The sequence below is a fragment of the Bradyrhizobium sp. Bra78 genome (assembly GCF_024519855.1).
Lineage (GTDB): Bacteria > Pseudomonadota > Alphaproteobacteria > Rhizobiales > Xanthobacteraceae > Bradyrhizobium > Bradyrhizobium japonicum_G.
The window spans coordinates 308,950-334,607 of record NZ_JALJRE010000008.1; the positions used below are offsets into that span (position 1 = coordinate 308,950).

The 25,658-nt window shown below is 65.7% G+C and carries 29 protein-coding genes; 16 read left to right on the plus strand and 13 right to left on the minus strand.

Annotated features, from left to right (window positions below):
* Positions 1 to 3: 3 nt before the first annotated feature.
* From OC450_RS20090 to OC450_RS20100, 3 genes are read right to left on the minus strand one after another with little or no spacing between them, the layout of a single operon-like run.
* Positions 4 to 687 carry an amino acid ABC transporter permease gene (locus OC450_RS20090; RefSeq protein ID WP_211385411.1) on the minus strand — a complete coding sequence of 228 codons (684 nt, stop codon included), beginning with the start codon at positions 685 to 687 and terminating at the stop codon, positions 4 to 6.
* A gap of 10 nt (positions 688 to 697) precedes the next feature.
* A complete protein-coding gene (locus tag OC450_RS20095; protein WP_262048514.1) occupies positions 698 to 1,597 on the minus strand; it encodes an NAD(P)-dependent oxidoreductase in 900 nt (299 codons plus the stop codon).
* 31 nt (positions 1,598 to 1,628) lie between these two features.
* On the minus strand, positions 1,629 to 2,381 hold the full coding sequence (locus OC450_RS20100; protein WP_211385413.1) for a FadR/GntR family transcriptional regulator: 753 nt from the start codon (positions 2,379 to 2,381) through the stop codon (positions 1,629 to 1,631).
* A 179-nt stretch (positions 2,382 to 2,560) separates the two neighbouring features.
* On the opposite strand from OC450_RS20100, the gene OC450_RS20105 reads away from it, so the two are divergent.
* Positions 2,561 to 2,878, plus strand: a complete 318-nt coding sequence (locus OC450_RS20105) for a hypothetical protein (protein ID WP_211385414.1) — start codon at positions 2,561 to 2,563, stop codon at positions 2,876 to 2,878.
* A 76-nt stretch (positions 2,879 to 2,954) separates the two neighbouring features.
* A complete protein-coding gene (locus OC450_RS20110) occupies positions 2,955 to 3,323 on the plus strand; it encodes a GFA family protein (RefSeq protein WP_211385415.1) in 369 nt (122 codons plus the stop codon).
* 20 nt (positions 3,324 to 3,343) lie between these two features.
* Here OC450_RS20110 and OC450_RS20115 read toward each other — a convergent pair whose 3' ends face one another.
* Positions 3,344 to 4,114 carry an exodeoxyribonuclease III gene (locus OC450_RS20115; RefSeq protein ID WP_211385416.1) on the minus strand — a complete coding sequence of 257 codons (771 nt, stop codon included), beginning with the start codon at positions 4,112 to 4,114 and terminating at the stop codon, positions 3,344 to 3,346.
* Between the two features lie 40 nt (positions 4,115 to 4,154).
* Here OC450_RS20115 and OC450_RS20120 point away from each other — a divergent pair, with 40 nt between their 5' ends.
* Positions 4,155 to 4,373, plus strand: coding sequence for a hypothetical protein (locus OC450_RS20120; protein ID WP_211385417.1), 219 nt, complete (start codon positions 4,155 to 4,157; stop codon positions 4,371 to 4,373).
* 12 nt (positions 4,374 to 4,385) lie between these two features.
* Here OC450_RS20120 and alr read toward each other — a convergent pair whose 3' ends face one another.
* Positions 4,386 to 5,657 carry an alanine racemase gene (alr, locus tag OC450_RS20125; protein WP_262048528.1) on the minus strand — a complete coding sequence of 424 codons (1,272 nt, stop codon included), beginning with the start codon at positions 5,655 to 5,657 and terminating at the stop codon, positions 4,386 to 4,388.
* A gap of 46 nt (positions 5,658 to 5,703) precedes the next feature.
* Complete coding sequence (locus OC450_RS20130) at positions 5,704 to 7,209, minus strand: replicative DNA helicase (protein WP_262048515.1); 1,506 nt, start codon at positions 7,207 to 7,209, stop codon at positions 5,704 to 5,706.
* A 551-nt stretch (positions 7,210 to 7,760) separates the two neighbouring features.
* On the opposite strand from OC450_RS20130, the gene OC450_RS20135 reads away from it, so the two are divergent.
* The 4 genes from OC450_RS20135 to OC450_RS20150 all read left to right on the plus strand — a co-directional run bounded on the left by OC450_RS20135 (position 7,761) and on the right by OC450_RS20150 (position 10,489).
* Positions 7,761 to 7,967 (plus strand): transcriptional regulator, encoded by a 207-nt coding sequence (locus tag OC450_RS20135; protein WP_256809333.1) that lies wholly within the window; start codon positions 7,761 to 7,763, stop codon positions 7,965 to 7,967.
* 270 nt (positions 7,968 to 8,237) lie between these two features.
* Positions 8,238 to 9,305, plus strand: a complete 1,068-nt coding sequence (locus OC450_RS20140) for a hypothetical protein (RefSeq protein WP_262048516.1) — start codon at positions 8,238 to 8,240, stop codon at positions 9,303 to 9,305.
* Between the two features lie 109 nt (positions 9,306 to 9,414).
* Positions 9,415 to 10,011: a TetR/AcrR family transcriptional regulator gene (locus tag OC450_RS20145; protein ID WP_211385421.1), complete on the plus strand. Its 597-nt coding sequence runs from the start codon at positions 9,415 to 9,417 to the stop codon at positions 10,009 to 10,011.
* A 10-nt stretch (positions 10,012 to 10,021) separates the two neighbouring features.
* Positions 10,022 to 10,489: a PaaI family thioesterase gene (locus OC450_RS20150; protein WP_211385422.1), complete on the plus strand. Its 468-nt coding sequence runs from the start codon at positions 10,022 to 10,024 to the stop codon at positions 10,487 to 10,489.
* Positions 10,490 to 10,602: 113 nt separating this feature from the next.
* On the opposite strand, the gene rplI is transcribed toward OC450_RS20150, so the two are convergent.
* The 4 genes from rplI to rpsF all read right to left on the minus strand — a co-directional run bounded on the left by rplI (position 10,603) and on the right by rpsF (position 13,199).
* Entirely contained in the window at positions 10,603 to 11,205 is a 603-nt protein-coding gene (gene rplI, locus OC450_RS20155) for a 50S ribosomal protein L9 (protein WP_211385423.1), read from the minus strand.
* A 49-nt stretch (positions 11,206 to 11,254) separates the two neighbouring features.
* Positions 11,255 to 12,232 (minus strand): DUF2232 domain-containing protein, encoded by a 978-nt coding sequence (locus tag OC450_RS20160; RefSeq protein WP_211385424.1) that lies wholly within the window; start codon positions 12,230 to 12,232, stop codon positions 11,255 to 11,257.
* A 215-nt stretch (positions 12,233 to 12,447) separates the two neighbouring features.
* On the minus strand, positions 12,448 to 12,687 hold the full coding sequence (gene rpsR / locus OC450_RS20165) for a 30S ribosomal protein S18 (protein WP_007592020.1): 240 nt from the start codon (positions 12,685 to 12,687) through the stop codon (positions 12,448 to 12,450).
* Positions 12,688 to 12,692: 5 nt separating this feature from the next.
* Positions 12,693 to 13,199 carry a 30S ribosomal protein S6 gene (gene rpsF, locus OC450_RS20170; protein ID WP_211385425.1) on the minus strand — a complete coding sequence of 169 codons (507 nt, stop codon included), beginning with the start codon at positions 13,197 to 13,199 and terminating at the stop codon, positions 12,693 to 12,695.
* A 343-nt stretch (positions 13,200 to 13,542) separates the two neighbouring features.
* On the opposite strand from rpsF, the gene OC450_RS20175 reads away from it, so the two are divergent.
* The 9 genes from OC450_RS20175 (at position 13,543) to gmk (ending at position 22,258) form a co-directional block, all read left to right on the plus strand.
* Complete coding sequence (locus OC450_RS20175; RefSeq protein WP_211385426.1) at positions 13,543 to 14,253, plus strand: TetR/AcrR family transcriptional regulator C-terminal domain-containing protein; 711 nt, start codon at positions 13,543 to 13,545, stop codon at positions 14,251 to 14,253.
* Positions 14,250 to 15,275, plus strand: a complete 1,026-nt coding sequence (locus tag OC450_RS20180) for a fatty acid desaturase family protein (protein WP_262048517.1) — start codon at positions 14,250 to 14,252, stop codon at positions 15,273 to 15,275. Before OC450_RS20175 ends, OC450_RS20180 begins: the two co-directional genes overlap by 4 nt.
* Before the next feature lie 173 nt (positions 15,276 to 15,448).
* Positions 15,449 to 16,408 carry an ACP S-malonyltransferase gene (gene fabD / locus OC450_RS20185; protein ID WP_262048518.1) on the plus strand — a complete coding sequence of 320 codons (960 nt, stop codon included), beginning with the start codon at positions 15,449 to 15,451 and terminating at the stop codon, positions 16,406 to 16,408.
* 103 nt (positions 16,409 to 16,511) lie between these two features.
* Positions 16,512 to 17,249, plus strand: coding sequence for a 3-oxoacyl-[acyl-carrier-protein] reductase (fabG, locus tag OC450_RS20190; RefSeq protein WP_211385429.1), 738 nt, complete (start codon positions 16,512 to 16,514; stop codon positions 17,247 to 17,249).
* A 323-nt stretch (positions 17,250 to 17,572) separates the two neighbouring features.
* Complete coding sequence (locus tag OC450_RS20195) at positions 17,573 to 17,812, plus strand: acyl carrier protein (RefSeq protein WP_008130699.1); 240 nt, start codon at positions 17,573 to 17,575, stop codon at positions 17,810 to 17,812.
* A gap of 108 nt (positions 17,813 to 17,920) precedes the next feature.
* Positions 17,921 to 19,186 (plus strand): beta-ketoacyl-ACP synthase II, encoded by a 1,266-nt coding sequence (fabF, locus tag OC450_RS20200; protein WP_256809308.1) that lies wholly within the window; start codon positions 17,921 to 17,923, stop codon positions 19,184 to 19,186.
* Between the two features lie 125 nt (positions 19,187 to 19,311).
* Positions 19,312 to 20,577 (plus strand): endolytic transglycosylase MltG, encoded by a 1,266-nt coding sequence (gene mltG / locus OC450_RS20205; RefSeq protein WP_211385431.1) that lies wholly within the window; start codon positions 19,312 to 19,314, stop codon positions 20,575 to 20,577.
* A 130-nt stretch (positions 20,578 to 20,707) separates the two neighbouring features.
* Positions 20,708 to 21,595 (plus strand): YicC/YloC family endoribonuclease, encoded by an 888-nt coding sequence (locus tag OC450_RS20210; protein WP_256809306.1) that lies wholly within the window; start codon positions 20,708 to 20,710, stop codon positions 21,593 to 21,595.
* Between the two features lie 3 nt (positions 21,596 to 21,598).
* A complete protein-coding gene (gene gmk, locus OC450_RS20215) occupies positions 21,599 to 22,258 on the plus strand; it encodes a guanylate kinase (RefSeq protein WP_211385433.1) in 660 nt (219 codons plus the stop codon).
* On the opposite strand, the gene OC450_RS20220 is transcribed toward gmk, so the two are convergent.
* The 3 genes from OC450_RS20220 to OC450_RS20230 form a co-directional block, all read right to left on the minus strand.
* On the minus strand, positions 22,191 to 23,456 hold the full coding sequence (locus OC450_RS20220; RefSeq protein WP_249129307.1) for a hypothetical protein: 1,266 nt from the start codon (positions 23,454 to 23,456) through the stop codon (positions 22,191 to 22,193). The two genes, gmk and OC450_RS20220, sit on opposite strands and share 68 nt — an antisense overlap.
* A 129-nt stretch (positions 23,457 to 23,585) precedes the next feature.
* Positions 23,586 to 24,080, minus strand: a complete 495-nt coding sequence (locus OC450_RS20225) for a hypothetical protein (RefSeq protein WP_262048519.1) — start codon at positions 24,078 to 24,080, stop codon at positions 23,586 to 23,588.
* Positions 24,081 to 24,107: 27 nt separating this feature from the next.
* Positions 24,108 to 25,454, minus strand: coding sequence for a caspase family protein (locus OC450_RS20230; protein WP_211385435.1), 1,347 nt, complete (start codon positions 25,452 to 25,454; stop codon positions 24,108 to 24,110).
* Between the last annotated feature and the right edge of the window lie 204 nt (positions 25,455 to 25,658).

Genomic DNA, 25,658 nt, shown 5'->3' on the forward strand with positions numbered 1-25,658 from the left:
ATCTCACAGTGGCGTGCCGAGCCGGCGCCGGCGCGGAAACAGCACGAGGCCGAGGCCCCAGAAGCCCGCGCGCATCACCAGCGACAGGATGACGTAGAGCACGGCGACGATGATGTAGGTCTCGAACGCCCGATAGGTGTCCGACTGGATGTAGTTTGCGACCGCGGTGAGTTCCTCGGCCGAGATCTGCGAACAGACGGAGGAAGCCAGCATCAACAGCACGAACTGGCTGGTGAGCGCGGGATAGACCTTCTCGATCGCCGGCAGCAGGATGATGTGCCAGTAGATCTGCAGGCGCGACAGCGCCAGCCCTTCGGCGGCCTCGATCTGCCCGCGCGGGATCGCCTCGAAACCGGCACGCATGATCTCGGCGGTGTAGGCCCCGACATTGATCGTAAGCGCGGCCACCGCCACGGTGAAGGCCGAGAGTTTCAGCCCCAGACTGGCGAGGCCGAAATAGACCAGGAAGATCTGCACGAGCAGTGGCGTGTTGCGGATCGCCTCGACATAGATTTTGCAGGCTCCCGCGATCAGCGGGCTTCGCGAGCCGCGGCCGATGGCTGCGAGCGTGCCGATCAGGGCGCCGAGCACAGTCGCGAAGCACGCCAACTCCAGCGTCAGCACGGCGCCGCCGAGAAGGCTCGGCCAACGCTCCAGCACTGCGGGAAAGTCGAGTTGGATGCTCATCGTAACAGGGTCAGCCGGTCGTCTGGTTGGTCATGCGGTCGTAGACGCGGAACAGCGCCTGGTTGCCGTTGGCGCCTTCGCCATGTGCGCGGGCGTCGACATACTGGCAGGTGACGAGCGCGGTGCCGGGCAGGGGCACGCTCAGCGATTGCGCATGCTCCTGCACCAGGCGGAGGTCCTTCAGCATGAGGTCGATGCGGAAGCCGGCCGCCGCGTCGCCGGCGATCATGGCGGGGCCGAGCTTGTCCAGCATCCAGGAGGCGGCGGAACCGCCGAGCAGCATCCGGCGCAGCAGATCGAGATCCACGCCCGAGGCGCGCCCGAGCGCAAGTGCCTCGCAGATCGCCTGGATGTTGATGCCGCAGATGAGCTGATTGCAGAGTTTCACGGTCTGGCCAGCGCCGCTGGCGCCGGCATGGGTGATGGTCGTGCCCATCGCGCGGAAGAACGGCTCGGCCTTGGCGAAGGCGTCCGCCTCGCCGCCGGCCATGATCGACAGCGCGGCGTTCTTTGCGCCCAGTGGTCCGCCCGAGACCGGCGCGTCGATGAAGCTGACCCCGGCCTTTTGCAGGTCGGCATGGATGCGGCGGACGGCGACCGGCGAGATCGTGCTCATATCGACGATGAGCTTGCCGGGCGGGGGCGACTCCAGGAGGCCATGCTCGCCGTAAATGGTTGCTTCCACATGGGGCGTGTCCGGCAGCATGGTGATGACGATGTCGGCGCCTTGCGCGGCAACGGCAGGGCTGTTGGCGCGAGCCGCGCCTTCCTTGACGATCTCGGTCAGAGCCGCCTCGTTGAGGTCGAACGCGCGCACCGCGTGCCCGGCCTTGAGGAGGTTGCGCACCATCTCCAGGCCCATCGTGCCGATGCCGATGAAGCCGACGTTGCCCTTGTCGTTCCGTCCCATGTTGTCAGTCCGCTTCTTGGTTCGCCCGCGATCAGCGCGAGGCGCTGGTCTTGTCGCTGGTCTTGTCGATGTCGCCGACGACGGCCCGCCTGCGGTATTCGTCGCCGATGGCAAAATGCTTGCGCAGCGTTGCGTCCGCCCGCTCCGGATCGCGCGCGATGATGGTGTCGAAGATGCGCCGGTGGTCGTCGATCAGATAGGTCTTCATCGACGGGAAGGCCTGCACCAGCTCACGGCGACTACGATGCGAATGCGTCAGCAGGCCCGCCATCGAGCTATGCAGCACGGTAAGCGTCTCCGAATGCGATGCCACGACGATGGCGCGATGGAATTCGAAGTCGGCCATGCCGCCGGCATCAGCCTCGTCGATCGTCTCGCCGATCTTTGCGAGCGTCCGCTGGAGGCGCTCGAAATCGGCGATGTTGGCGCGTTCGCAGGCGAGGCGGATCGCCTGACATTCGATCGCGACGCGCGCCTGCATGACGTCGTCGAGCATGTCGGCCTGCTGGGCCAGCGCGAAGGTGAAGAAGTCGTTCAGGACCGACACATCCGGCCGGGTCACGACGGTGCCGATGCGGTCGCGGATCTCGACGATGCCGAGCACGGTCAGGGCGCGCAGCGCCTCGCGAACGATCGGCCGGCTGACGCCAAGCAGGGTCGCCAGCTCGCGCTCGGAAATCAGGCGGTCGCCGGGCTTGAGCGAGCCCGCAAGCAGGCGCTCCCGCAAGAAGGCGAACACCTTCTCGAACCCTTTTTCGCCCTCGGCGGCCCGCTTCAGCTCCATCCCGGTCTCTTTTGGTCTGATCTTGGTCAGACCAGTATGCTAACCAGAGTGCCCGCGTCAAGGGCTCTGGTTAATCGGCGGTGTCTCGGGCGCCGCCAATCCGCTCCACTTGCCGGCCTGATCCTTCAAATTTGACGCGTATTGATCGGAGCGTTCGCTCAAAGAACTTGAGGTGCGTGATGCCCGACCATGAGTCCTTCTCCGCGCTCGACCGCCATGCGGTACTCGGCGGATCCGACGACGGTTTTCCCTGGTATGCCGGCGCAATGCTCGCGGTCGAAGCGAGCGAGGTCGTGCGGCTGCGCTATGAGAAGCTCAGCCACGGTGATGAGGCCGCCGGGCAGGAGGCCGTGCTGATGGTCAGCGAGAAGATCGCCGCGGCCTTCGAGGCCGCCGCGAGCCTGCTTGCCGGCGTAACGCCGGGGACCATCGTCCGGCGCTATCGCGAGCATGTGGCTGCGAACGCCGAGCGGCTGTCGGCGAACGAGACGTCCTGACGGAATGGTGCTGCTGACAGCATGTTGGCAGCAGGGACCGGCTACGACCACCTCCTGACAAAACGGAGAGTGGGTCATGCCGATCGAGGCAAGCTGTCATTGCGGTGAAACGGTGTTCGAGGTGGCGGAGGCGCCCTCGGGCGTGACTCGCTGCACCTGTTCGCTTTGCGCCAAGCGCGGCGCGCTGTGGGCCTATTACACGCCGGCGCAGTTTCGGCTGCTGTCGCCGCCGGAGAACGTTGCGACCTATCTCTGGGGCAGCCGCACGGTCAAGCATCATTTCTGCGCGAACTGCGGCTGCGGCACCTATTCGGAATCGCCGGACTGGTCGACCGGCAAGCCCGATTTCGACAATCCCAAGGTCGGCGTCAACGCGCGCCTGTTCGACGATTTCGATCTGGAGGCCGTGCCGGTCAACCTGATCGACGGCAAGAATTTGTGGTGAGCAGTATAGGTTCGTACAATCTATCTCAGCATGATCCACGCCGGCGCGTGATCGCTCGCGCCGTCCTCGCCGCGGACCTCCTTGTCGACGCCCGCTTTGGCCAGGCGTGAGACGAGGACGGGGCTAACCAGGAGGTGATCGAGCCGCAAGCCCGCATCGCGCGGCCAGCGGTTCCGCTTGTAGTCCCAGAAGGTGTAGATGCGCTTGTCCGGATGCAGCTCACGGATCGCGTCGCACCAGCCCTGTGAGACGAGCGAGGCAAAGGCCGCGCGGCTCTTCGGCTGGATCAGGGCATCCTTGTCCCACGATCGTGTCGGATAGATGTCGATCTTCGTCGGCGCGACGTTGTAATCGCCGGCGAGCACCACCGGCAGATCCTGCTTGATGAAGGTCCTGGCGTGGCGCTTGAGACGCGCGAACCAGTCGAGCTTGTAATCGAATTTCGGTCCCGGTTGCGGATTGCCGTTTGGCAGGTAGATGCTGGTGACGATGATTCCGCGCACCGCAGCTTCGATGTAACGGGCTTCGTGATCATCAGGCTTTCCCGGCAAGCGATCGCGCGTGAGAACCGGCTCGGCATTGCGGGCGAGAATGGCGACGCCGTTCCACGTCTTCTGTCCACACCACACTGCGCCGTAACCGGCCTTTTCGATGGCGGCCGCCGGAAATTCGCCATCACTTGCCTTCAACTCCTGAAGCGCGACGACGTCAGGCTTCGCCGTTCGCATCCACGCCAACAGATTGGGCAGGCGGCGATTGACGTTGTTGATGTTGAATGTCGCGATCTTCATGTAGAGCTACCGGCTCCTGCCTTCCGTCACCGGAGATACAATGTCCAGATTGAGCTTTGTCGCCATCGTCGTCACCGCTGCCTTCTCCGCAGCGGCTTCGGCACAATCGGCCGATCCGCGCGGCGCATGCAAGGCGGACTATGATAAATTCTGTGCCGGCCTCGCACCCGGAGGCGGGATCGTCGCCTGCCTCAATGGCAAACGCGACCAGCTCAGCGCGACCTGCAAGGCGGCCCTGGACAGCAGGAAAAAGAAGTAAGCGGCGAACAGCTCAGCTCAGCAGCGGCGGCGGGCTCGCCGGCTGCTCGATCGGCGGCGTGGCGGGCGTCTGCTCGGCCACCGGCGCCGGACGTCCCAGCGGCTCGACCGCGTTGCCGCCCTTGTAGATACGGGCGTAGCGATGGCCGAGGCTGGTCAGCACCTCATAGCCGATCGTGCCGAAATGATGGGCGAGCTCGTCGACGGTGATGCCTTCGCCGAGCAGTGTCACCATGTGGCCGCGCCGCGCCGCGTTCGGGGGCAAATCGGTGATGTCGATCGCGATCAAGTCCATCGAGACGCGGCCCGCGACCGGGCAGCGCTTGCCGGCGACGATGACCTCGGCGCCGCGGGTGCCGTCATTGGAGCTGGCGGCGCGGAAATAGCCGTCGGCATAGCCGACCGCGATGATCGCGAGCTTGGTCGGCCGCCGCGCGGTCCAGGTGCCGCCATAGCCGACGCTCTCACCGCGCTCGACATTGCGGATCTGCACGATGCGCGCCTTCAGATCGACCACCGGCTGCATCGGATTGTCGGCCTCCGGCGTCGGATTGACGCCGTAGAGCGCTGCGCCCGGCCGCACCAGATCGAACTGGAAGGGCGCGCCGAGGAAGATTCCGGAGGAATTGGCGAGCGCCGCGGGCACGCCGGAGAATTCGCTGGCGATGCTGCGGAAGGCTGCGAGCTGCTTGGCATTGACGGGGCTGTTGAGCTGCTCGGCCGAGACCAGATGGCTCATCACCAGCGTGATGCCGTGATCGCCGGCATTGATGCGGGGGATGATGGCCTGCGCTTCCGCCAGCGTCAGCCCGAGCCGGTTCATGCCCGTATCGATGTGGATGGCGGCGCCGCCGGTCCAGCCGGTGCGGCGGCAGAACACGTCCCATTCGGCGAGCTCGTTGAGATCGCCGATCACGGGGCGGCAATTGATCTGGGCGTAGTGCTCGCCGGTGTTCTGGAAATGGCCGCCGAGCACGTAGATCGCCGGCTCGGGGACCGCGGCGCGCACCTTGCGCGCTTCCTCGATGGTCGCGACGAAAAAGGTCTTGCAGCCGGCCTTGTTCAGTGCGCGCGCGACCTGCTCGGCGCCGCAGCCATAGGCGTCGGCCTTGATCACCGCCGAGCATTCGGCCGGGACCGCCGTCTTCTCGAGCTTGCGCCAGTTGGCGATGATGGCGTCGAGATCGACGGTGAGCACGCCGCCGAAGCCAGCGAGTGCGGCTGCCTGATTGGCCTCCGCCGAGAGAAGGCCGGATTGAGGGATCATTTTCGGGTCGGACGCCATTGTCATGGCGCCGTTTTACGCAAGAGGCCGGTCCGGTTCAAGGAACTCAGTACTCGCTGCGATCCGGAATCTGGCCGTCATGCGCGAGGTCGCCGAAGCGCGTGACCGATGCGTCGAAGTGCAGCTCGACGGTGCCGGTCGGGCCATGGCGCTGCTTGCCGATGATGACTTCGGCGCGCCCCGCCGTGCGTTCCATGTCGGACTGCCATTTGGCGTGTTCCTCGGTCCCGGGGCGCGGCTCCTTCATGGCGAGGTAATATTCCTCGCGGAACACGAACAGCACGACGTCGGCGTCCTGCTCGATCGAGCCGGATTCGCGCAAGTCCGAGAGCTGTGGCCGTTTGTCCTCGCGCGATTCCACCTGACGCGAGAGCTGCGACAGCGCAATCACGGGGACGTTGAGCTCCTTCGCCAGCGCCTTCAGACTGGTCGTGATTTCCGTGATTTCCTGAACGCGGCTGTCGCTGGCGCGCTTGCCCGAGCCGGACAGAAGCTGGATGTAGTCGATCACGAGGAGATCGAGGCCCTTCTGGCGCTTCAGCCGGCGCGCACGCGCCATCAGCTGCGCGATCGACAGGCCGCCGGTTGCGTCCACATAGAACGGCAGCGACTGCAGCTCGATCGAGACCTGGCGGATCTTCTCGAAATCGGCCTCCGAGATGCCGCCGCGGCGGATGTGGGAGGAGGGGATGCCGGTGCGCTCGGCCACGATACGCGTGGCGAGCTGGTCGGCCGACATTTCGCAGGAGAAGAAGCCGATGACGCCGCCGTTGGCGGCCTTCATGGTGCCGTCGGCCTGTAGTTCCGGAACGTAGGCCTGCGCGACGTTGTAGGCGATGTTGGTCGCCAGCGACGTCTTGCCCATGCCGGGACGTCCCGCGACGATGATGAGGTCGGAGTGCTGCAAGCCGCCCATCTTGGTGTCGAGATCGCGCAGGCCCGTGGAGATGCCCGACAGCTTTCCGTCGCGCTGGAACGCCTTGGCAGCGAGATCGACCGCGACTGTCAGCGCCTGCGAGAATTTCTGGAAGCCGCCGTCGTAGCGGCCGGATTCCGCGAGCTCGTAGAGGCGGCGTTCGGCGTCCTCGATCTGCGCCCGCGGCGCAAAGTCGACCGGGGCGTCATAGGCGACATTGACCATGTCCTCGCCGATGCCGATCAGGTCGCGGCGCAATGCCAGATCGTAGATGGTGCGCCCATAATCCTGCGCATTGATGATGGTGGTCGCTTCGGCCGCGAGCCGCGCCAGATATTGCCCGATGGTCATGCCGCCGACATCGGTGTCGGCGGGCAGGAACGTCTTCAATGTCACCGGCGTGGCGATCTTGCCCATCCGGATCAGGCTGCCGGCGGTCTCGTAGATGGTCTGGTGCAAGGGCTCGAAATAATGCTTCGACTCCAGGAAATCGGAGACGCGGTAGAAGGCGTCGTTGTTGACCAGGATCGCGCCCAGAAGGCTCTGTTCCGCCTCGATATTATGCGGCGCGCTCCGATAAGCGGGAGTTCCGGCTTCGGGCGCGAGTTTGAGAACGTTCGAATCAGTCAGGGCCATGGTCGAGCGATAGCAATTTTCTGGGGCGGATGCGGGGCCGGGATAAAGCGCCGCCTCGGCCCAAAGCGGAAGCGAAAGCTGGCTGCTATCAACCGATCATTAAAATGGTGGATGATTGGTCGCCGCAGCCCGCGCCGCGCTTGACGGGTTTTCGCGGAACTCGGGGCGCGGCCTGGAAGCGGCCGCAGCGGCGCCACGGAAAACTCCGGATGAAGTGAACCTAATGGATTGGCGGGCAGACGTATCGAGATGCGCGCGAAATGACGCACGCTGGGAGCTTTCGGCTCGCCTTCAGACCAGCAGGAGGTAGACCAGCGCAACCACGGCCGCCCCGACGCCGGTCACGATCAGGGCGTAATCGGTGCGGAGGTCGTCCTGCATGTCGAATGAGGTTTGGGTCTCTTTGCTCATGGCGACGGTCTAAGCCAGGCCCGACGAGACTTATGTGAAGCAGATCACATCTCCCCGGATTCTTTCGGGGGTAGTGCCGGAACAGGCAGGCGGGCAGGGAATTATCCCGTGATCCGCCAACGGGGGAGACGAGGCAGGCGATGCGGCCAGAACGGCAGCCCCAGAATTGGCGGAGCGAGGCAGGCAGCCGGCTTTGGCTGTCGGGCCTGATCGCGGCCATGGAGCACGCCGAACGTCCCGAAATCCGGCGCCAGCCGGTCGCACCCGAGGTCATCGTGGAATTGCGCGCGCAACTGGCGTTAACAGCCTCTTTCCGCCTCTCCCAGATATCGACCCTGCGCCACTAGGCCATCATTCATCTGCGACCTTTCGTCTGAGCAGCCTCATGTGCGCCATGGCGTCGCGGGTGGAGCAGAAATCAGTTCAACATCGGGGCACTGGCGAGCCGTCATTGCGGTCTGCTATTGCGCTGTGATCACAGCCGATATTCCAAAAGCGCTTAATCACATCCTTGCGTGTGGAGCCTGCTTCCATTCGCGGCTCAATCCGCTAAAAGGTGACCCGCCGCCGCGCCTTCTGCCGGCCGGACCTCTCGGAATTCAATGGAGATGATGGGAATGTCGAGCCGAGCGCTCAGCCTCGCGACGGTGTTGCTTCTGATCGGCTTCGGTGCGACCGATGCCGCTCTTGCACAGGCGACGAACCTCGAGGCCGGCAAAAGCCCGTCCCAGATTTTTGCGCAGACCTGCACTGCCTGCCACAAGAGCCCGCGCGGACTTCTGAAGTCCGTGGCGCCGGGTTCGCTGCCGGGATTCCTGCGCCAGCACTACACCACGAGCTCGGACATGGCGGGCGTCCTCGCCTCCTACCTCGTCTCCAACGGTGCCACCGACACCCGCTACCAGGCCAAGGACGGTGGCAAGGACAAGAAGGACGGCGCCAAGGAGAAGGAAGCGAGCACCAATCCTGCGCAGTCGCCTGAGCATCATGGCCGTCGCCAACGCTCCCAGGAGGCCGCCAAGCCGGAAGGCGAGGCTGCTGTCGCCCCGGCGGCCGAGGGCGCGCGCCAGAAGCGTGCTGCGCGACCGAGCGAGGAGGGTGCCAAGGAAGCTGCAAAACCCGAGGGGCAAGCCACGCCGGAGGGCCGCAAGGCCAAGCGTCTCAGCAAGCGCGGCAAGCCCGAGACCGAAGAGGCGCCGAAGGCCGATGCCGCCACGCCGGCCACCGACGACAAGAAGGCCGACGACAAGAAGAACGAGTCCAAGCCCGAGACCGCCAAGCCCGAGACCGCCAAGGTCGAGCCCGGTCGCGATGAGGCCAAGCCCGACAGCGGCAAGGCATCGGAGAAACCCGCCGAGTCGAAGCCGGAGAGCGCCAAGGTCGAGCCGCGTGGCACTGATACGCCGGCGCTGCGGCCCGATCCGGTGCCGCAGGTGACGCCGGCGCCGCCGGCAGCGGCCACTGCCGAACCCAAGCCTGCCGAACCCAAGCCTGCCGAACCCAAGCCTGCCGAACCCAAGCCCGCTGAGCTCAAGCCGGCGGAAGAGGCGGCTCCCAAGCCGGCCGCGCCCGCCGCCAGCTCCGAACCGGCAGCCAAGCCGCCGGAGCCGGCGCCGCCCGCGACTGCTGCGGCCCCGCCGCCGGCGGAATCTTCCGGACCGCCGGCGCCGCCGATCTCGCGGTAGGCCGCACCCCATTTTTATTCGACAAACGGAAGCCGCGCTCATCGCGGCCTCCGCATCATCTTGACCATGACTAGAGCACTGCTCTAGAGTAATGCTCCAGGAGGCGCCGATGACGGCGAGCGTGCGCGACGATCTGCTGGCGGCGGGGCTTTTCGTCTTCGACCGCGTCGGCTTCGAGGCTGCCACGGTGGCTGCGATCCGCGCCCGGGCGCGCGCCTCCAACGGCAGCTTCTTCCACGTCTTCGGCTCGAAGAAGGAGCTTGCCGGTGCGCTGTTCTTGGACGTGCTGCGGCAGTATCACGCCGCGATGCTGGCCGCGCTCGATCCTCTGCCTGACGCCGGGCAGGGCATCGATGGCCTGATCCGGGCGCATCTCGACTGGGTCGTCACCAGCCGGCGCCAGGCGCGCTATCTGTTCGATATCTCGCGCAGCGAATGGGGCGAGGACGTTCGCGACGCCCAGCGCGCGCAGAATGCGCGCCTTGCCGAAGGCATCGAGCGCTGGCGCGGGCCGCTGGTGGGGCGCGGAGAGCTTTTGCCGATGACGCCGGCGATGTTCGTCAGCCAGCTCATCGGTCCGGCGCAGATTTTTTGCCGCGCCTTCCTGTCGGGACGCGACCGCACCGATCCGCGCGCCGAGGCCGAGACGTTGATCGCCTGCGCCAGCCGTGCGCTGCGGCCACTCGATCGTATCAACACGCCCTGAGGAGAGGCCCATGCCAGCCGAAGCAGATCCCGAATTCGCGGCGGTAGCCGAGCGCATCCACGCCAATGTCGGCCGGCAGGGCTTTATGAACCTGGTCGGCGCCGAGCTGTCCGAATTGTCGCGCGGCACCTGCACGATCGCGGTCGAACGCCGGCCGGAGCTGCTGCAGCAGCACGGCTTCTTCCATGGCGGCGTCACCGCCTTCCTGGTCGACAACGCGACCACGATCGCGGCGGCCACTTCGCGCGGCCAGCCGGCACTGACGGCGGAATACAAGCTCAATCTGCTCTCGCCTGCGGTCGGCGAGAAGCTGATCTGCCGGGCAAGGGTGATCAAGCCGGGCCGTCAGGTCGCGGTGGTCGCCGCCGACGTGTACTGCGTCAGCGGCGGTGTCGAGAAGCACACGGCCACTGCGCTTGCCTCGATCGCGATGCTGAGCGAGGAGGCCGCCGCCAAAACGATCAGCCCGGCCGCCTGAGGCGGCCGGGCTGATCCATTTTCCGTCGTCATTGCCGGGCTTGACCCCAATCCATCTTCTTGAGCAAGGCTCTTTTGATGGATGCGCGGGTCAAGCCAGCGCATGAGGCGTATTTACTTCTCGGTCTCTGCCGCCGGAGCCGGCTCGACGTCGTCGTGCTCGGCTTCCGGATCGAAGAACTCGCCTGCGGCGGCGATCGCTTCGGCAGCCGCGTCGCGGTCTTCGTTGCGGGTCGAGATGTCCTCGCCGCGGTTGATGCGCTCGGCCTCGTCCTGGCTGCGCGCGACGGTGACACTGATCTCGACCTCGACCTCGGGGTGGACCGCAACCGTGATGGTGTGCTTGCCGATGGTCTTGATCGGCGCGTCGAGCTGAACCTGCGGGCGGGACAGCGAAACGCCGTCGGCTTCGAACGCCACGACGATGTCACGCACGTTGACCGAGCCGAACAGCTGGCCGGCTTCCGAGGCCTGCCGGATCACGATGATGTTCTTGCCCTGGATCTTCTCGGCGACCTTGGACGCCTCGCCCTTGGACTGGAGGTTGCGAGCCTCGAGCTCGGCCTTCATGCCGTCGTACCTGGCACGGTTGTCGGCGGTGGCGCGCAGGGCCTTGCCGCGCTTGAGCAGGAAATTGCGGGCATAACCGTCGCGAACCTTCACGACTTCGCCCATCTGACCGAGCTTGTTGACGCGTTCCAGCAAAATGACTTCCATATTCGTTCTCCTTTGAAGTGTTGAGTGAGTTGGATTTTCGGACTTGAACTCAGGGGGTCGGCAGCGGCGGTGGCTGGCGCATACGCAGGAAGCGCTCGCGGAAGCCGAACACGGCATCCGCAAGGCCGAGGATGACCATTGCAATGACGGGCCAGCCGAAAAAGACGACGACGGCGTAGGTCGAGCCGAGCCAGAAGGTGCGGCTTTTCAGTGCCAGCGTCAGCGTATGCAGCACGGCAAAGCCGGTCAGCGCATACCCCATCATCAGCGCCGCCGTGGTGATCTGCGCGACGATCGCGAGCAGTCCGCCGGTGAAGCAGAGGGCGATCGCGATGCAGAGCGCGACGAGCGTCATCGGCGGCAGCTCCGCCGTCATCAGGTCCGGCCAGGGACGTCGCAGCCGCCCCGACGTCGCGGTCACCTTGGCGCTGAGCCAGAGATTGAGTGTCAGCGTCATCATCGCGACGATGGTGGCCGCGGCCGGTGCGATATTTACCAGCGCGTCGACGAACTGGCCGGCTTCGCCGGAGGCCTGCGGGTCGGCGGTACGGAGGAGGCGCATCAGGCCACGTCGCAGCGCGCCGGTGATGGTCTCGGCGTCGGTACCGAGCGTGAGCAGGGCGGCGATCGTGGTCAGCGTGGCGAAGCCCGCAATCCAAAGCAGGATGCGGCCAACCGGATACCACTCGAGCTCGGGTTCGGCCGGCGGCGCGGCGTCGGCGGCGGGCGCTGCGCCCGGCACCAGCCGGCTGAGCAGGACGAGATGGCCGAGCCACCAGGCCGGCAGTGCGACGGTGACGGCGAAGGCGATGCAGTAGGGCAGTCCGAACAGGGCGCCGAGACCGAGCGCGGCAGCGATGCCGCCGAGCGTCGCGCAAAGCGGTCCCCAGCCGATCGAGGCGACCATCAGCGGCAGCGGTGCGAGATAGAACAGGACGAGCGAGACCAGCGCGCCCGAAATGATCGAGGCGAACATCAGGGCCGACGCAGCGCCGGCGATCAGGGCTATCAGTCCAAAGGCCATCATCAGCTGTCCCGCTCCCTTCGAGCGGTTAGAGGCGTCTTGCCCCAACCATCGGCGACCGGACGACCCGGAAGCCTTATGAAACTCAAGCATGATCCGGAAAAGTGTGCAGCGGTTTTCCGAAAAGATCATGCTCAAACGACAACCCAAAGCGCGATGATGATTCATCGCGTTTTGGAGTGCGGCCGGCGGCGATGTCGTCGCCGGCCGGGTTCGTCTTAGCGAATGACGTAGGGCAGCAGGCCCAGGAAGCGCGCGCGCTTGATCGCACGGGCGAGCTCACGCTGCTTCTTCGCGGACACCGCGGTGATGCGGCTCGGCACGATCTTGCCGCGCTCGGAGACGTAACGCATCAACAGCTTGGAGTCCTTGTAGTCGATCTTCGGAGCGTTCGCGCCCGTGAAAGGGCAGCTCTTGCGACGACGGAAAAACGGACGGCGTGCACCAGCTTCAGCCATTGATCTTACTCCGCATCCGGCGTTGAGGTTTCAGCTTCGTCGCGCGGACGGCGCGGACCGCGGTCACCGCGGAAGCCACCACCGTCGCGATCGCCGCCACGGAAACCGCCTTCGCGGTCGCCACGGAAGCCACCGCCTTCGCGATCACCCCGGAAGCCGCCGCCACGGTCGTCACGCTCGCGGTCGCGGTCGGCCTTGCGCATCATCGCGGACGGGCCTTCCTCGAGTTCTTCGACGCGGACGCTGAGATAGCGGATCACGTCCTCGCTGATGCGCTCCTGGCGCTCGATCTCGGCGATCGCGGCGGACGGCGCGTCGATGTTGAGCAGCACGAAGTGCGCCTTGCGGTTCTTGTTCATGCGGTAGGTGAGGGAGCGCACGCCCCAGTTCTCGGTCTTGGTGACCTTGCCGCCGAGACCCTCGACGATGCCGGTCATCTGCGCAGTCAGCTCTTCGACCTGCTGCGTGCTCGCGTCCTGACGCGCGAGAAAAACATGCTCATAGAGAGCCATGGTGGTCCTTTCCTCATGTTGGCGCATCGCCCGGCGTCAAGCCCTTAAGAGGCCTTCGGAAAGGACTCTGGGATTAAGCTCAGAAGGCGGAAACACGGGACGACGGGCCGACTGGCCCTGCCACACCAAAATCACGAATGATTTGCTGAGACCGTCCGTTCAGCTCCCGGCCGGGGTCTGCGGTTGCGCGCCTTATACGGATTTTGGCCGACTTGGCAAGGATGCAGGCGGCTATTCGCCCGGACGGTTCCCGTCCAACGGCATTGGGCCGGTCCTTTCATACCACAATCCAGCTTGATCTATTTGTTTGTATGTCATACAAATAAACGAGCAAGAGGGCTCCATGGCGGAAAAGTCGGTTCATGAGCCGTTTGAGGCGGCTGGCGACCCCAAGCATACCGCGCGCGCCACGCGCTCGGCAGGCCGCAAGATGCGGTCGCTGCTGCTGGATGCCGCGAGCCCGATGTTCCGGGAGCGGGGGCTGTCGGGCACCGCGATCACCGACATCGCGGCCGCTGCAGACGCCTTCCCGAGCCAGATCACCTATTACTTCCGCACCAAGGAGGCGCTGTTCGTCGAATGCGCCTGCCGCGAGCTGCTGTATCTGGCGCGAAAGACGGAGCAGGCGGCGCTGAAGGCGCGCACGCCACGGGAATACACCCATGCGCTGGCCGAGACCGTAACGGCGAGCGATTCTGTCGCTTTCTTCGCCGAAGCCCTGACATTGACACGGCGGCGCCAGGATCTCGCACCGCTGGTCGAGCGCACCATCGAGCGTCTTCACAGCGAGGGCGCGCGGGCCTATGCCAGTCAGGTGGAGCGGCACGGCTGGCGCTCCCTGCGTGCGCCCGACGAAAGCTCCCGGCGGTTCTGGGCCGTCGCCATCGGCATCATCCTCGAGGGTTACGCCATGGGCCGTTCGCCCGAGGAGCTCTGTGCCGAGATGCTCCGCGTGCTCGGCGAGCAGGCGAAATCCGTCGGCGACGCCGCGCGCCTGCGCCTCGTCGACGCGCACACTGCATCAAGCAATTCGAACGAGGAGGGTAGGCCATGACCGCGCTTCGCATGCGTGCCCGTGATTTCCTGACCGACGATCAGCTCGCCGACGTGCGCCGGCGCGTGACGTGGAAAGGTGTCGCACTGATCGCCCACGCATGGGCATTGATCATCGGTGCGATCGCACTGGTCGCGTGGTGGCCAAATCCGGTCACCTATGTTCTCGCCGTCGCCATCATCGGCTCGCGCCAGCTTGGGCTCGCGATCCTGATGCATGACGGTGCGCATGGTTGCCTGTCCGCCGACGAGAAGACCAATCTGGCCCTGAGCCAGTGGTTTTGCGCCTATCCACTCTTCGCGGAGACGCGAAGCTACCGGCGCTATCACCTTCAGCATCATGCGCGCACCCAGCAGGAGGAGGATCCTGATCTCGTGCTGTCGGCGCCGTTTCCGATCACGAAGCTGAGCTACCGCCGCAAGTTCATTCGGGACATCACCGGGCAGACCGGCTACCAGCAGCGCAAGGCGCAACTGCTCAATGCGCTCGGTCCGAAGGACTGGTCGTGGCGGCAGCGCGCGGCGCATTTCCGGGAGCAGCTCGGGCCGCAATGCCTCGTCAATGCGGCGATGTTCGCAGCGCTTGCGGCGGCCGGTGTGTGGTGGGCCTATCCGCTGCTATGGCTGGTGCCGCTGCTCACATGGATGATGGTCATCACCCGCATCCGCAACATCGCCGAGCACGCCGTCGTCCCCGACAGCAGCGATCCCCTGCGCAACACCCGCACCACTTACGCCAATTTTCTCGAGCGCCTGTTCATCGCGCCGTATTACGTGAACTATCACCTCGAGCATCATCTCTTGTTCTACGTGCCCTGCTACAATCTGCCGAAGGTGCATCGCCTGCTGAGCGCGAGCCGGCACGCCGGCCGCATGGAGGTGCAGCCGGGCTATGCGGCCGTGCTGCGGCTTGCGACGGCGAAGCCGAACCGCGACGACCGGCCGGGTCAACTGGTGAACAGCGCACGCCGCGCGCAGGCCGGGTCGGAGGTCGATGCCAACCAGACCGCCGGCGGATTTTAAGGGGTCGCGTTCCCGGTTGAATGCCGGTCGAAGTTCCCATCTTGGCTTGACAGTCCGACCCCGGACAGTGTCTACGGCCCCCTTTGGAGCATGATCCGGAACCATGGCCTAAGGCCGTGCGTAATCGGCTGCCGGTTCTCGCAGAGATCACGCCCGACAAGCAGGGAGCGCCGATGACGGCTGCATTCACATTTCCAGGGCAGGGTTCCCAGGCGGTTGGCATGGGCAAGGCTCTCGCCGACTCATTTCCGGTGGGGCGCGCCGTGTTCGACGAGGTCGATGCCGCGCTTGGGGAGAGGCTGACGGCGACCATCTGGGAAGGCCCGGCCGAAACCCTTCAGCTCACCGAAAACGCCCAGCCGGCCCTGATGGCGGTGTCTGTTGCCACATTGCGTGTGCTTGAGGCTGAAGCCGGTTTTTCCGTGGGGCGGGACGCGACCTTCGTCGCTGGCCACTCGCTCGGTGAATACTCGGCGCTGGCTGCGGCCGGCAGCCTGACGATTTCCGACACCGCGCGGCTGCTTCGCACTCGCGGTCTCGCAATGCAAAAAGCGGTGCCGGTCGGCGCCGGCGCGATGGCCGCTCTGCTCGGCCTCGACTACGAGGCCGCCATGGAGGTCGCGCACGAGGCGGCGCAGGGGCAGGTCTGCCAGGCCGCCAACGACAATGGCGGCGGGCAGGTGGTCGTCTCCGGCGACAAGGCCGCGGTCGATCGCGCCGTCGAGATCGCCAAGACCAAGGGTGCCAAGCGCGCGATGTTGCTGCCGGTGTCCGCGCCGTTCCATTGCAAGCTGATGCAGCCGGCTGCGGACGCGATGGCCGAGGCGCTGGCCAAGGTTACGATCAGGGCGCCGGCGGCGCCGCTGGTGTCGAACGTGCTGGCGCGCGCGATTACCGATCCCGACGAGATCCGCCGCCGTCTGGTCGAGCAGGTCACCGGCACTGTGCGCTGGCGCGAGTCGGTCGCCTACATGGCGGGGCAGGGCGTCACCCGTTTCTTCGAGATCGGCGCCGGCAAGGTGCTGACGGGACTCGTCAAGCGCATTGCGGACGGTGCCGTCGGGGTTGCGGTCGGCGGGCCGAACGACATTGCCGCCGCCAGGGATGCATTGGCCGCTGCGAAGCAGGGCTAACGCGCGATGGTTCGTCATCGCGCTTCAGTTCTTTAAGTTTGCGCACGATCTTTCCGGACAACTTCTGCACGCTTTTCCGGATCGTGCTTTGAAGGAGTTATCGATGTTCGATCTGACTGGCAAAAAGGCGCTCGTCACCGGCGCAACTGGCGGCATCGGCGGCGCGATCGCGCAGGCGCTGCACGCGCAGGGCGCCACCGTAGCGATTTCGGGCACGCGGAAGGAAGTGCTGGATGAGCTTGCCGGCAAGCTCGGCGAGCGTAGCCATGTGCTGCCCTGCAATCTCTCCAAGGCGGACGAGGTCGAGGCGCTGGTGCCCGCCGCGGAAGCTGCGATGGGACAGGTCGACATCCTCATCGCCAATGCCGGCATCACCCGCGACAACCTCTTCGTGCAGCTCCGTGACGAGGACTGGGATGAGGTCATCAACGTCAATCTGACTGCGACCTTCCGCCTCGCGCGCGCCGCGACCAAACTGATGATGCGCAAGCGCTTCGGCCGCATCATCGCCATCACCTCGGTGGTCGGCGTCACCGGCAATCCCGGGCAAGGTAATTATACGGCCTCGAAGGCGGGCCTGATCGGGATGATCAAGACCCTGGGTGCCGAGTACGCCAAGCGCGGCGTCACCGCGAACTGCATCGCGCCCGGCTTCATCAAGACGCCGATGACCGATGCGCTCAACGACAAGCAGCGCGAAATGATTCTGACCAAGGTTCCGGCTGCCCGCCTGGGGACGCCTGAGGACATTGCGGCGGCCGCCGTCTACCTGAGTTCGAACGAAGCTGCCTACGTCACCGGCCAAACCATCCATGTCAACGGCGGCATGGCCATGATCTGACCCATGATCTGACGCCTCGCTCCGCGCCGCCCCTCGGGGCGGGCCGGATGCGGCAAACGGCCGTTTCCGGAGCGAAATGAGGCTTGTAGTCAAGGCAATTGAAGTATGATAACCGGACCTTCAACGGATGGGCAAAGAACGCCATTGCAGGTTTTTGAAACCCTGTATATTGGCGATGCTGAGCCTTGGCCGTCGTTCGCCGGGCCCTGCATCGGTTAGGATGGGGCCAAATCAAAGTTCGTAAGCGAAGGCAGTCAAACGACCACGACGGCTCGTATCGTCCCGGGGGGTCGGGTCTACAGGGAACAACACGAGGTTAAGCAATGAGTGACATTGGCGAGCGGGTTAAGAAGATCGTGGTCGAACACCTTGGTGTTGAACCCGAGAAGGTTGTCGACGCTGCGAGCTTCATCGACGACCTCGGCGCCGACAGTCTGGACACCGTCGAACTGGTGATGGCGTTCGAAGAAGAATTCGGTTGCGAGATTCCGGACGACGCCGCGGAGACGATTCTCACCGTCGGCGACGCGACGAAGTTTCTCGAGAAGAACGCGAAGAGCTAAGGCTCTTCAATTTCGCGGGGACAACATTGAAACCGGACGGGCCGCTTCCCAGCGGTCAGCCGGTTTCTTGTTATTGGCCGCGAATCTTTCGATACGGAGTTTTCAGATATGAGGCGGGTTGTCGTCACGGGTCTCGGCATGGTGTCGCCACTCGGCTGTGGCGTCGAACCGACCTGGAAACGCATCCTCAACGGCGAAAGCGGTGCGCGCAGGATCGAGAGCTTCGACGTCTCCGATCTGCAGACCAAGATCGCCTGCACGGTCGTGCGTGGTGACGGAACGAACGACACCTTCAATCCCGACAAGTGGATGGAGCCGAAGGACCAGCGCAAGGTCGACGACTTCATCATCTTCGGCATGGCTGCGGCCGGCCAGGCGCTCGACGATGCCAACTGGCATCCCGAGACCGAAGAGGACAAGTGCGCCACCGGCACCATGATCGGGTCCGGCATCGGCGGCCTCAACGGCATTGCCGACACCGCGATCCTCCTGAAGGAGCGCGGACCGCGCCGGGTCTCACCGTTCTTCATCCCGGGCCGCCTGATCAATCTCGCTTCCGGCTACGTCTCGATCGCGCACGGGCTGAAGGGGCCGAACCATTCGGTGGTTACGGCCTGCTCGACCGGCGCACATGCCGTCGGCGATGCCGCCCGGCTGATCGCGCTCGGCGATGCCGACGTGATGGTCGCCGGCGGCGCTGAATCGCCGATCGGCCGCATCGGCATTGCCGGCTTCAACGCCGCGCGTGCGCTCTCCACCGGCTTCAACGACACGCCCGAGAAGGCCTCGCGTCCTTACGACAAGGACCGTGACGGCTTCGTGATGGGCGAGGGCGCCGGCGTCCTCGTCCTGGAAGAACTCGAGCACGCCCGGCGCCGCGGCGCGAAGATCTATGCGGAGGTGGTCGGCTACGGCCTCTCGGGCGATGCCTATCACATCACCTCGCCGGCACCCGATGGCGATGGCGGCTTCCGCAGCATGGCCGCCGCGCTCAAGCGCGCCGGCATCACGGCGTCCGATCTCGACTACATCAACGCCCACGGCACCTCGACACCGCTCGGTGACGAGATCGAGCTCGGGGCTGTCGAACGTCTGCTCGGCAATGCAGCATCCAAGGTCGCGATGTCCTCGACCAAGTCGTCGACCGGACATCTGCTCGGTGCAGCCGGCGCGATCGAGGCGATCTTCGCCGTTCTGGCGATTCGCGATAATGTCGTGCCGCCGACCATCAACCTGGAAAATCCGTCGGTCGAAACTGCGATCGATCTCGTGCCGCGCACGGCGAAGAAGCGTGAAGTCAACATCGCGTTGTCGAATTCTTTCGGTTTTGGCGGTACCAACGCGTCGGTGATCGTCCGGCGTCTGGACCATTAGTTTGTTGTTGCGACGAATCCACCGTTTTGCCGCATTCGGCGATAGTCATGGAAGTGGGCGCGTGCATCTGGCTCGGCAAGCGATCGTCGGGCCGCGATTGAACCGGCAGGATTCAGGTTGCATCGATGAGTGAAAGGCCGCCCATTTCGCCGCGGAGTCCGCGGGCAGCGCTCGAGCCCGAGCAGGTCCCGCCGCCGCCGAAGCGATCGGACCGCGCGCGCAATCCTTTCGTGATCGTCGGCAACGCCATCATCACCCTGCTGCTGATCGCGATGATCGGCGCCGGCGGCGTCTATTATTACGGCCGGCAGGTGCTCGAGGCGCCAGGGCCGCTGAAGGACGACAAGATCGTCAACATTCCGCAGCGTGCGGGCAAGCGCGACATCGCCGAGACGCTGAACCGGGAAGGCGTGACCGACGTCAATCCGTGGGTGTTCATCGCCAGCGTTGCTGCGTTGAAGGCGAGTTCGGATCTCAAGCCCGGCGAGTACTCGTTCCAGAAGAACGCATCCTTGCGCGACGTCATCGCCACCATCGTCGAGGGCAAGGTGGTGCAGCATGCCGTCACGATCCCGGAGGGCCTGACCTCCGAGCAGATCGTGGCGCGGCTGTCCGACAACGACATCTTCACCGGCAGCGTGCGTGAGCTGCCGCGCGAGGGCACGCTGTTGCCGGAAACCTACAAGTTCCCGCGCGGGACCCCGCGTGACCAGGTGGTCCAGCGCATGCAGCAGGCGCACAAGCGCGTGCTGTCCGAGATCTGGGAGCGCCGCAGCCAGGACATCCCGGTCAAAACTCCTGAGCAACTGGTGACGCTGGCCTCGATCGTCGAGAAGGAAACCGGCAAGCCGGACGAGCGCAGCCGCGTCGCCGCGGTGTTCGTCAACCGCCTGAAGCAGAGGATCAAGCTGCAGTCCGATCCCACGATCATCTATGGCCTCGTCGGCGGCAAGGGCACGCTCGGCCGTCCGATCAAGCGCAGCGAGATCACGCAGCCTTCGCCCTACAACACCTATGTGATCGAGGGACTGCCGCCGGGGCCGATCTCCAATCCCGGCCGCGCCTCGCTCGAGGCCGCCGCCAACCCGGCCCGCACCCGCGACCTCTATTTCGTCGCCGACGGCACCGGCGGGCATGCCTTCACCGAGACCTACGACGCGCACCAGAAGAACGTCGCTAAGCTCCGCGCGATGGAGAAGCAGATCCAGAACGACACGGTCGAGCCGGCCGAGGACGCGCCGCCGCCGGCCGCCGCCGCGCCCAGCGCCGCCGACACGCCGACCGCGACCACGCCGGCGCGGCCCAGCCAGCAGAAGAAGCCGCCTGCGGCGCGCCCCGCGCCCGCCCGGCAGGGCGCGGTGCAGACCTCGCCCCCGGTGGTCCAGCGCTAACCCGGCGCAGACCTGTCAACCGCAGACCTGCCTGCGGGACTTTGCGGATTCCACTTTCCTGCAAAATAGTCTTAAGATTCGCGTGCCTTGATGGGCCCGCGAATCCCGTGTTTCTGGAGAAATTGACCTGATGGCGTTGTCGTCCATGACGGGCTTTGCCCGAAGCCACGGCGCTAGCGGGCCGTATACGTTCGAATGGGAATTGAAGTCGGTCAACGCCAAGGGCTTTGACTTGCGCGTGCGGCTGCCGCAGGGGTTCGACGAGCTCGAGGCTCATGCCAAGAAGCGCGCCGCCGAGCTGTTGTCGCGCGGCACCGTCTACGCCAATCTGACCGTCAAGCGCGCCAATGCCGCGGCGTCCGTCCGTGTCAACGAGGATGTCCTCAACGCCGTCCTGAAGGCCGCAGCCGTGATCGCCGGCAAGGTCGACGCGGTCGCGCCGAGCGTCGACGGACTTTTGGCCATCAAGGGTGTCATTGAGGTCGCCGAGCCCGAGGGCGACGAGGAGGAGGACAAGGCCGCGCGCACTGCTGCAGCCGACGCCTTCGACCAGGCACTCGCCGATCTCGTCGAGATGCGCAAGCGCGAGGGCACCTCGCTCGGGCAGATCCTGACGCTGCGGGTGGACGAGGTCGAGCAGCTGGCGAAGAAGGCCGAGGCTGCGCCCGGCCGCAAGCCCGAGGCGATCAAGGCCAGGCTCGCCGAACAGATCGCCAGCCTCCTCGACACCTCCGACCGTTTCGATTCCGACCGCCTGATGCAGGAGGCGATCCTGATCGCGACCAGGGCCGACATCCGCGAGGAGCTCGACCGCATCGCCTCGCATATCGCGCAGGCACGCGAGCTGATCGGCAAGGGCGGCCCGATCGGCCGCAAGCTCGACTTCCTGGCGCAGGAGTTTCACCGCGAGGTCAACACCTGCTGCTCGAAGTCTAACGACATCGAGCTGACCAATACGGGGCTCGCCATGAAGAACGTGGTCGAGCAATTCCGCGAGCAGGTCCAGAATCTGGAGTGATCGATGACGACGGGCGGTCACGGAACTGACGGTGTCGAGCGGCGCGGATTGATGTTCGTGCTGTCTTCGCCCTCGGGCGCGGGCAAGACGACGCTGTCGCGTCTGCTGATCGAGCGGATGCCCGGCCTGCGAATGTCGGTGTCTGCCACCACGCGGCCGATGCGGCCCGGCGAGGTCGACGGCCGCGACTATCTGTTCGTCGACAAGCCCCGCTTCGATGCGATGGTGAAGGGCGACGAGCTACTGGAATGGGCGACCGTGTTCGACAACAGCTACGGCACGCCGCGCGCGCCGGTCGAGGCGGCGCTGTCGGCGGGGCAGGACGTGCTGTTCGACATCGACTGGCAGGGCACGCAGCAATTGCGCGAGAAGGCGCGCGCGGACGTCGTCAGCGTCTTCATCCTGCCGCCCTCGGCGGCAGATCTCGAGAAGCGGCTGCACTCGCGCGCGCAGGATTCCGACGAGGTGATCCGCAAGCGCATGAGCCGCGCCAGCCACGAGATGAGCCACTGGGCCGAGTACGACTACATCGTCATCAACCACAACGTCGATGACGCCTTTTCCGAGGTGCAATCCATCCTGAAGGCCGAGCGCCTCAAGCGCGAGCGGCGGACTGGCCTCGTGGGTTTCGTGCGCGGTCTGCAAGGCCAGCTTCAAGGCTAGGCTGCGACAGGCGCGGCCCGTCCTGCGCCAGCCGTTCCAGCATCGCCGTGATCACGTCGACGTCGACGGCGTCATCAATTGCCTCAGCCTCATCGCGATCGGCCGGCTCTTCGTCATGAGCCTCGTTGGCCGCGAGCCGGGGCGCAGACGCCTCGATCTCGAACTCTCCGCTGAACACATCGGCCTCGTCGAGTTCTGCGGCCGCGTTGCGGGCCGGCGGCTCACGCGCGTCGATCACTTCGATCTCACGATCAATCGCGGCCAGCTGCAAGGGTTTGGGCTCCAAGGGTTTGGGCTGCAAGGCTTCGGGCGCCAAGGCTTTGAGCTGCGAGAGTGGGGGGCGTACAGCATCGAAATCGATCGGGCGCGGCTGCTGCGCGCGCGGTGCGATGTCGGTTGCGTTGAGCCAGGGCGCACGGCCGTCGCCGTGATCGTGCGGTTCAAAATTGTCCCAGTTGACGCGGCGATGGTCGGCGGCCTGGACGCGGATGCGTCCGCGGGCGGCGAAGCGGTAGACGATGCTGGCGAGGATGCCGGCAAGCGCCAGGGCGCCGCCGATCACGAGCAGCAGCATCTGGAGCGAGCCGGCCGGCTTGTCGGCGGTGCTGTCTGCCGCGGCCAGAGCCATCGGAGCAGGGGATTTCGAAGGCTTTGCACTCGGCTGTGCCGTCGTCGTGACAGGAGCGGGCGCCGGCTGCGGTGCGGGCGACGTGGACGCATCGGGCCAACGCGTCGCAACGGCAGGCTGCTGCGCGCTGTCGTCGGCGGCGGGGCTCGCAGCTTGTTGCGTCGGCGCCGCCGGTGCGGGCACCTTCGGCGCTGCGGGGCTCTGCGGCGTCAGATATTCGGCGCGGGCATCCTGCACCGAGTGCGGCTGCGGCGCTGCTGAATCGGCTGTCGGCGCGTCGGGCGCAGCCTGCGCGGTCTGTACGGTTTTTGCATTGTCCTTGCCGCCTTCGGCACGCAGATACCAGCATTGCCGCTTGGTGGCGCGCTCGAGGCGATAATGCCAGTGCTGGCCCTGCGGCGCAGCGCCCTTTGGCGAGGCAAGGCAGTCGCTCGCGGCATTTGCCGTGCTCGTTGCCGTGGGCGCAGTCTGCGACACGGCGGCCAGCGGCGCACCTGCAATGATGCTGCCCGCAAGCGCGGATATGAACTTTGCGGTGCGGTTGCCCATCCTGGTCTCCCGGTTACGCATGACGCAACTCTTAACCAGCCCTTTCTCGTCAAAGACTTGGGTGGCAATGAGCCGCAAATCCGGAGAGGATGTGGCCTGAATTGGGCCTGCGCGCCGTTCGTTCCGCCCCGCAGCCAGGCTTTTTTGCTGTTATTGCTTGGTCGAGGTCCAGGTTCCGCCGCAGCCGTCGGAGCGTCGGAAGGTGCCGGAACCGCTGCGCGCTCCGAGGCGGCCGGCGCCCGTGAATGTCACACCCTCGCCTTGGCCGAACGTGCTGACCGATCCGCTTGGGCTGACGGTGCCGGTGACGCCCTGGCCGATGACCTTGCCCGAGGAGACCACGACCGCGCCGGACGTGGTGCCGCCGCAGCCGACGCTGACGACCATCCAGGCGCCGTCAAAACCGCCACCGCCGCCACCCCCACCGCCGCTTCGCCGCGACGACGCGCGTGGCTCCTCGGCCGGCTTGCTGCGTCGCGCCGAAGGCGCCGGTTCGGCCGAACGGTCAGAGCGCGAGCCGGACAGCGACTTCTCGTCATTGCCGATCGAGCCGCCGGCGCTGCCGGACTGCGCGATCGCGGACGATGAGGCGGAGGCGGTGAGCAGGAAGGCGAAAGCGAACGTCCGGGTGGCGGCATTGGGCATGAGCAAAAATCCAAAATGAAAATCGTATCAGCGGCCGGAGCCGTCGGCGCAGACGGATCCGATAATGCGGCAAGCTTTGCCAGCCTTTCCGCATTCGTCAAGCGCGGCGTCCCTGGCGCGCTGGACGCTGTCGCGCTGGACCAGCGACCAGGACTTGTCCGATATCGCGAAGGCGCCGCAGCTCTTGCCGTAAAAGGAAAGCTCGATCGGACATTTGGCGTCGGCGCAATTGCCGCGCGCGTCCGCCACCGCCGCGCGCCGCGAGGCGTGATTCCACGATATCCCCCATTTGCTGTCGTCGGGCCCGTAGACGATCGAGCCCCACGGCTTCAGATCCTCCATCTTGCGCATCCGCAGCAGCAGGCCTTCGGTCGGCTCACCCGTGGGCGCCATGGAAATCCGCTGCTGGAGTTTCGTGATCGCGCGGGTGAGTCCGTCGGCCGTGTCCGGGTCGAAATTGAGCTCGTAGAGCCGCTCGCTGAGCTCGCTCAGCAGGGCGGCATCACGCAAGGGGACGCGGTCGGGGTCGGCGCGCAGCCGCTCTGCCGGAAGCGGATCGGGCTGCATTGCGGCCACCTGCGGCGGTGCGGTTTGCGTCGGGGCCACGAAATAGAAGGTGCCGTCGATCGGCGAGGACGACACCCAGGGCTGCTGCGCGCCTGACGTGGCGCGCTTCACGGCGAGGCCGACCTGGTTGAAGGTCTGGAAGACGTCGAGACCCGCGGTCCGGACCGTCGCGGCCAGCGCCTTGGTGTAGGGGCTGTGGCCGTCGCTGCCGTCCTGCGCGACGTTGCCGGGCTGGGTCGCATAGGAGATCAGCGTGCCCTCGGGCGCGCGCATCTGCGCAAGGCCGCCATCTGACGACCGCAGGCCGCGTGAACCAAAGGGGTTGTTGCGGCAGGCGTCGAGGATCACGAGGTTGAGGCGCGTGCCCGATCCCTGCATCTGGCGCAGCACGAGGTTGACGTCGGTCATCTGGAAATCGACGTCGGCCTCGCGCGTCGGATTGGCACCGACCGGCACGAGATAGTTCGAGCCCGCGACCTGCACGCCGTGGCCGGCATAATAGAACAGCGCGACATCGGCACCTTGCACCTGCCGCCCGAAGCTCTGCACCGCGAGGTCCATCGCGCCCTTGTCGAGATCGAGCTGGGCGCGGCCACCGACCAGCGCGAAGCCGAGCAGTCCAAGCGTCTCCGCCATCAGGCTCGCGTCCCTGGACGGGTTGTCCAGCGGCGTGATGTTCTTGTAGGCGGAGTTGCCGACGACCAGCGCGACACGCTTCTCGGCCGATGCCGCTGCAACCGTGGCAACGAGCAGGGCCGCGGCCAGCATTGTCACCGTCAGGACGCGATTGAAAAAGCTCGCGCGCATCAAAATTCCCCAAAGCCAAATTCTTCAGAGTAATCGCGTCAATCTACCAGCTTGAGGCGCGGGCGAAAAGCGGTGCGACGTCCTGTACGGGGAGGGCCTGGGCGTATCAGCAGGGCTATGGCAGATGACAGCGGGAGGTTTCCGAAAGAGCTCGGCCTGCATGGTTCGAGACGCCCGCTTTGGCGGGCTCCTCACCATGAGGGT

Coding starts and splice junctions, on each gene's coding strand:
- OC450_RS20090 (WP_211385411.1), bottom strand. CDS start 687: ATGAGCATCCAACTCGACTTTCCCGCAGTGCTGGAGCGTTGGCCGAGC.
- OC450_RS20095 (WP_262048514.1), bottom strand. CDS start 1,597: ATGGGACGGAACGACAAGGGCAACGTCGGCTTCATCGGCATCGGCACG.
- OC450_RS20100 (WP_211385413.1), bottom strand. CDS start 2,381: ATGGAGCTGAAGCGGGCCGCCGAGGGCGAAAAAGGGTTCGAGAAGGTG.
- OC450_RS20105 (WP_211385414.1), top strand. CDS start 2,561: ATGCCCGACCATGAGTCCTTCTCCGCGCTCGACCGCCATGCGGTACTC.
- OC450_RS20110 (WP_211385415.1), top strand. CDS start 2,955: ATGCCGATCGAGGCAAGCTGTCATTGCGGTGAAACGGTGTTCGAGGTG.
- OC450_RS20115 (WP_211385416.1), bottom strand. CDS start 4,114: ATGAAGATCGCGACATTCAACATCAACAACGTCAATCGCCGCCTGCCC.
- OC450_RS20120 (WP_211385417.1), top strand. CDS start 4,155: ATGTCCAGATTGAGCTTTGTCGCCATCGTCGTCACCGCTGCCTTCTCC.
- alr (WP_262048528.1), bottom strand. CDS start 5,657: ATGGCGTCCGACCCGAAAATGATCCCTCAATCCGGCCTTCTCTCGGCG.
- OC450_RS20130 (WP_262048515.1), bottom strand. CDS start 7,209: ATGGCCCTGACTGATTCGAACGTTCTCAAACTCGCGCCCGAAGCCGGA.
- OC450_RS20135 (WP_256809333.1), top strand. CDS start 7,761: ATGCGGCCAGAACGGCAGCCCCAGAATTGGCGGAGCGAGGCAGGCAGC.
- OC450_RS20140 (WP_262048516.1), top strand. CDS start 8,238: ATGTCGAGCCGAGCGCTCAGCCTCGCGACGGTGTTGCTTCTGATCGGC.
- OC450_RS20145 (WP_211385421.1), top strand. CDS start 9,415: ATGACGGCGAGCGTGCGCGACGATCTGCTGGCGGCGGGGCTTTTCGTC.
- OC450_RS20150 (WP_211385422.1), top strand. CDS start 10,022: ATGCCAGCCGAAGCAGATCCCGAATTCGCGGCGGTAGCCGAGCGCATC.
- rplI (WP_211385423.1), bottom strand. CDS start 11,205: ATGGAAGTCATTTTGCTGGAACGCGTCAACAAGCTCGGTCAGATGGGC.
- OC450_RS20160 (WP_211385424.1), bottom strand. CDS start 12,232: ATGATGGCCTTTGGACTGATAGCCCTGATCGCCGGCGCTGCGTCGGCC.
- rpsR (WP_007592020.1), bottom strand. CDS start 12,687: ATGGCTGAAGCTGGTGCACGCCGTCCGTTTTTCCGTCGTCGCAAGAGC.
- rpsF (WP_211385425.1), bottom strand. CDS start 13,199: ATGGCTCTCTATGAGCATGTTTTTCTCGCGCGTCAGGACGCGAGCACG.
- OC450_RS20175 (WP_211385426.1), top strand. CDS start 13,543: ATGGCGGAAAAGTCGGTTCATGAGCCGTTTGAGGCGGCTGGCGACCCC.
- OC450_RS20180 (WP_262048517.1), top strand. CDS start 14,250: ATGACCGCGCTTCGCATGCGTGCCCGTGATTTCCTGACCGACGATCAG.
- fabD (WP_262048518.1), top strand. CDS start 15,449: ATGACGGCTGCATTCACATTTCCAGGGCAGGGTTCCCAGGCGGTTGGC.
- fabG (WP_211385429.1), top strand. CDS start 16,512: ATGTTCGATCTGACTGGCAAAAAGGCGCTCGTCACCGGCGCAACTGGC.
- OC450_RS20195 (WP_008130699.1), top strand. CDS start 17,573: ATGAGTGACATTGGCGAGCGGGTTAAGAAGATCGTGGTCGAACACCTT.
- fabF (WP_256809308.1), top strand. CDS start 17,921: ATGAGGCGGGTTGTCGTCACGGGTCTCGGCATGGTGTCGCCACTCGGC.
- mltG (WP_211385431.1), top strand. CDS start 19,312: ATGAGTGAAAGGCCGCCCATTTCGCCGCGGAGTCCGCGGGCAGCGCTC.
- OC450_RS20210 (WP_256809306.1), top strand. CDS start 20,708: ATGGCGTTGTCGTCCATGACGGGCTTTGCCCGAAGCCACGGCGCTAGC.
- gmk (WP_211385433.1), top strand. CDS start 21,599: ATGACGACGGGCGGTCACGGAACTGACGGTGTCGAGCGGCGCGGATTG.
- OC450_RS20220 (WP_249129307.1), bottom strand. CDS start 23,456: ATGCGTAACCGGGAGACCAGGATGGGCAACCGCACCGCAAAGTTCATA.
- OC450_RS20225 (WP_262048519.1), bottom strand. CDS start 24,080: ATGCCCAATGCCGCCACCCGGACGTTCGCTTTCGCCTTCCTGCTCACC.
- OC450_RS20230 (WP_211385435.1), bottom strand. CDS start 25,454: ATGCGCGCGAGCTTTTTCAATCGCGTCCTGACGGTGACAATGCTGGCC.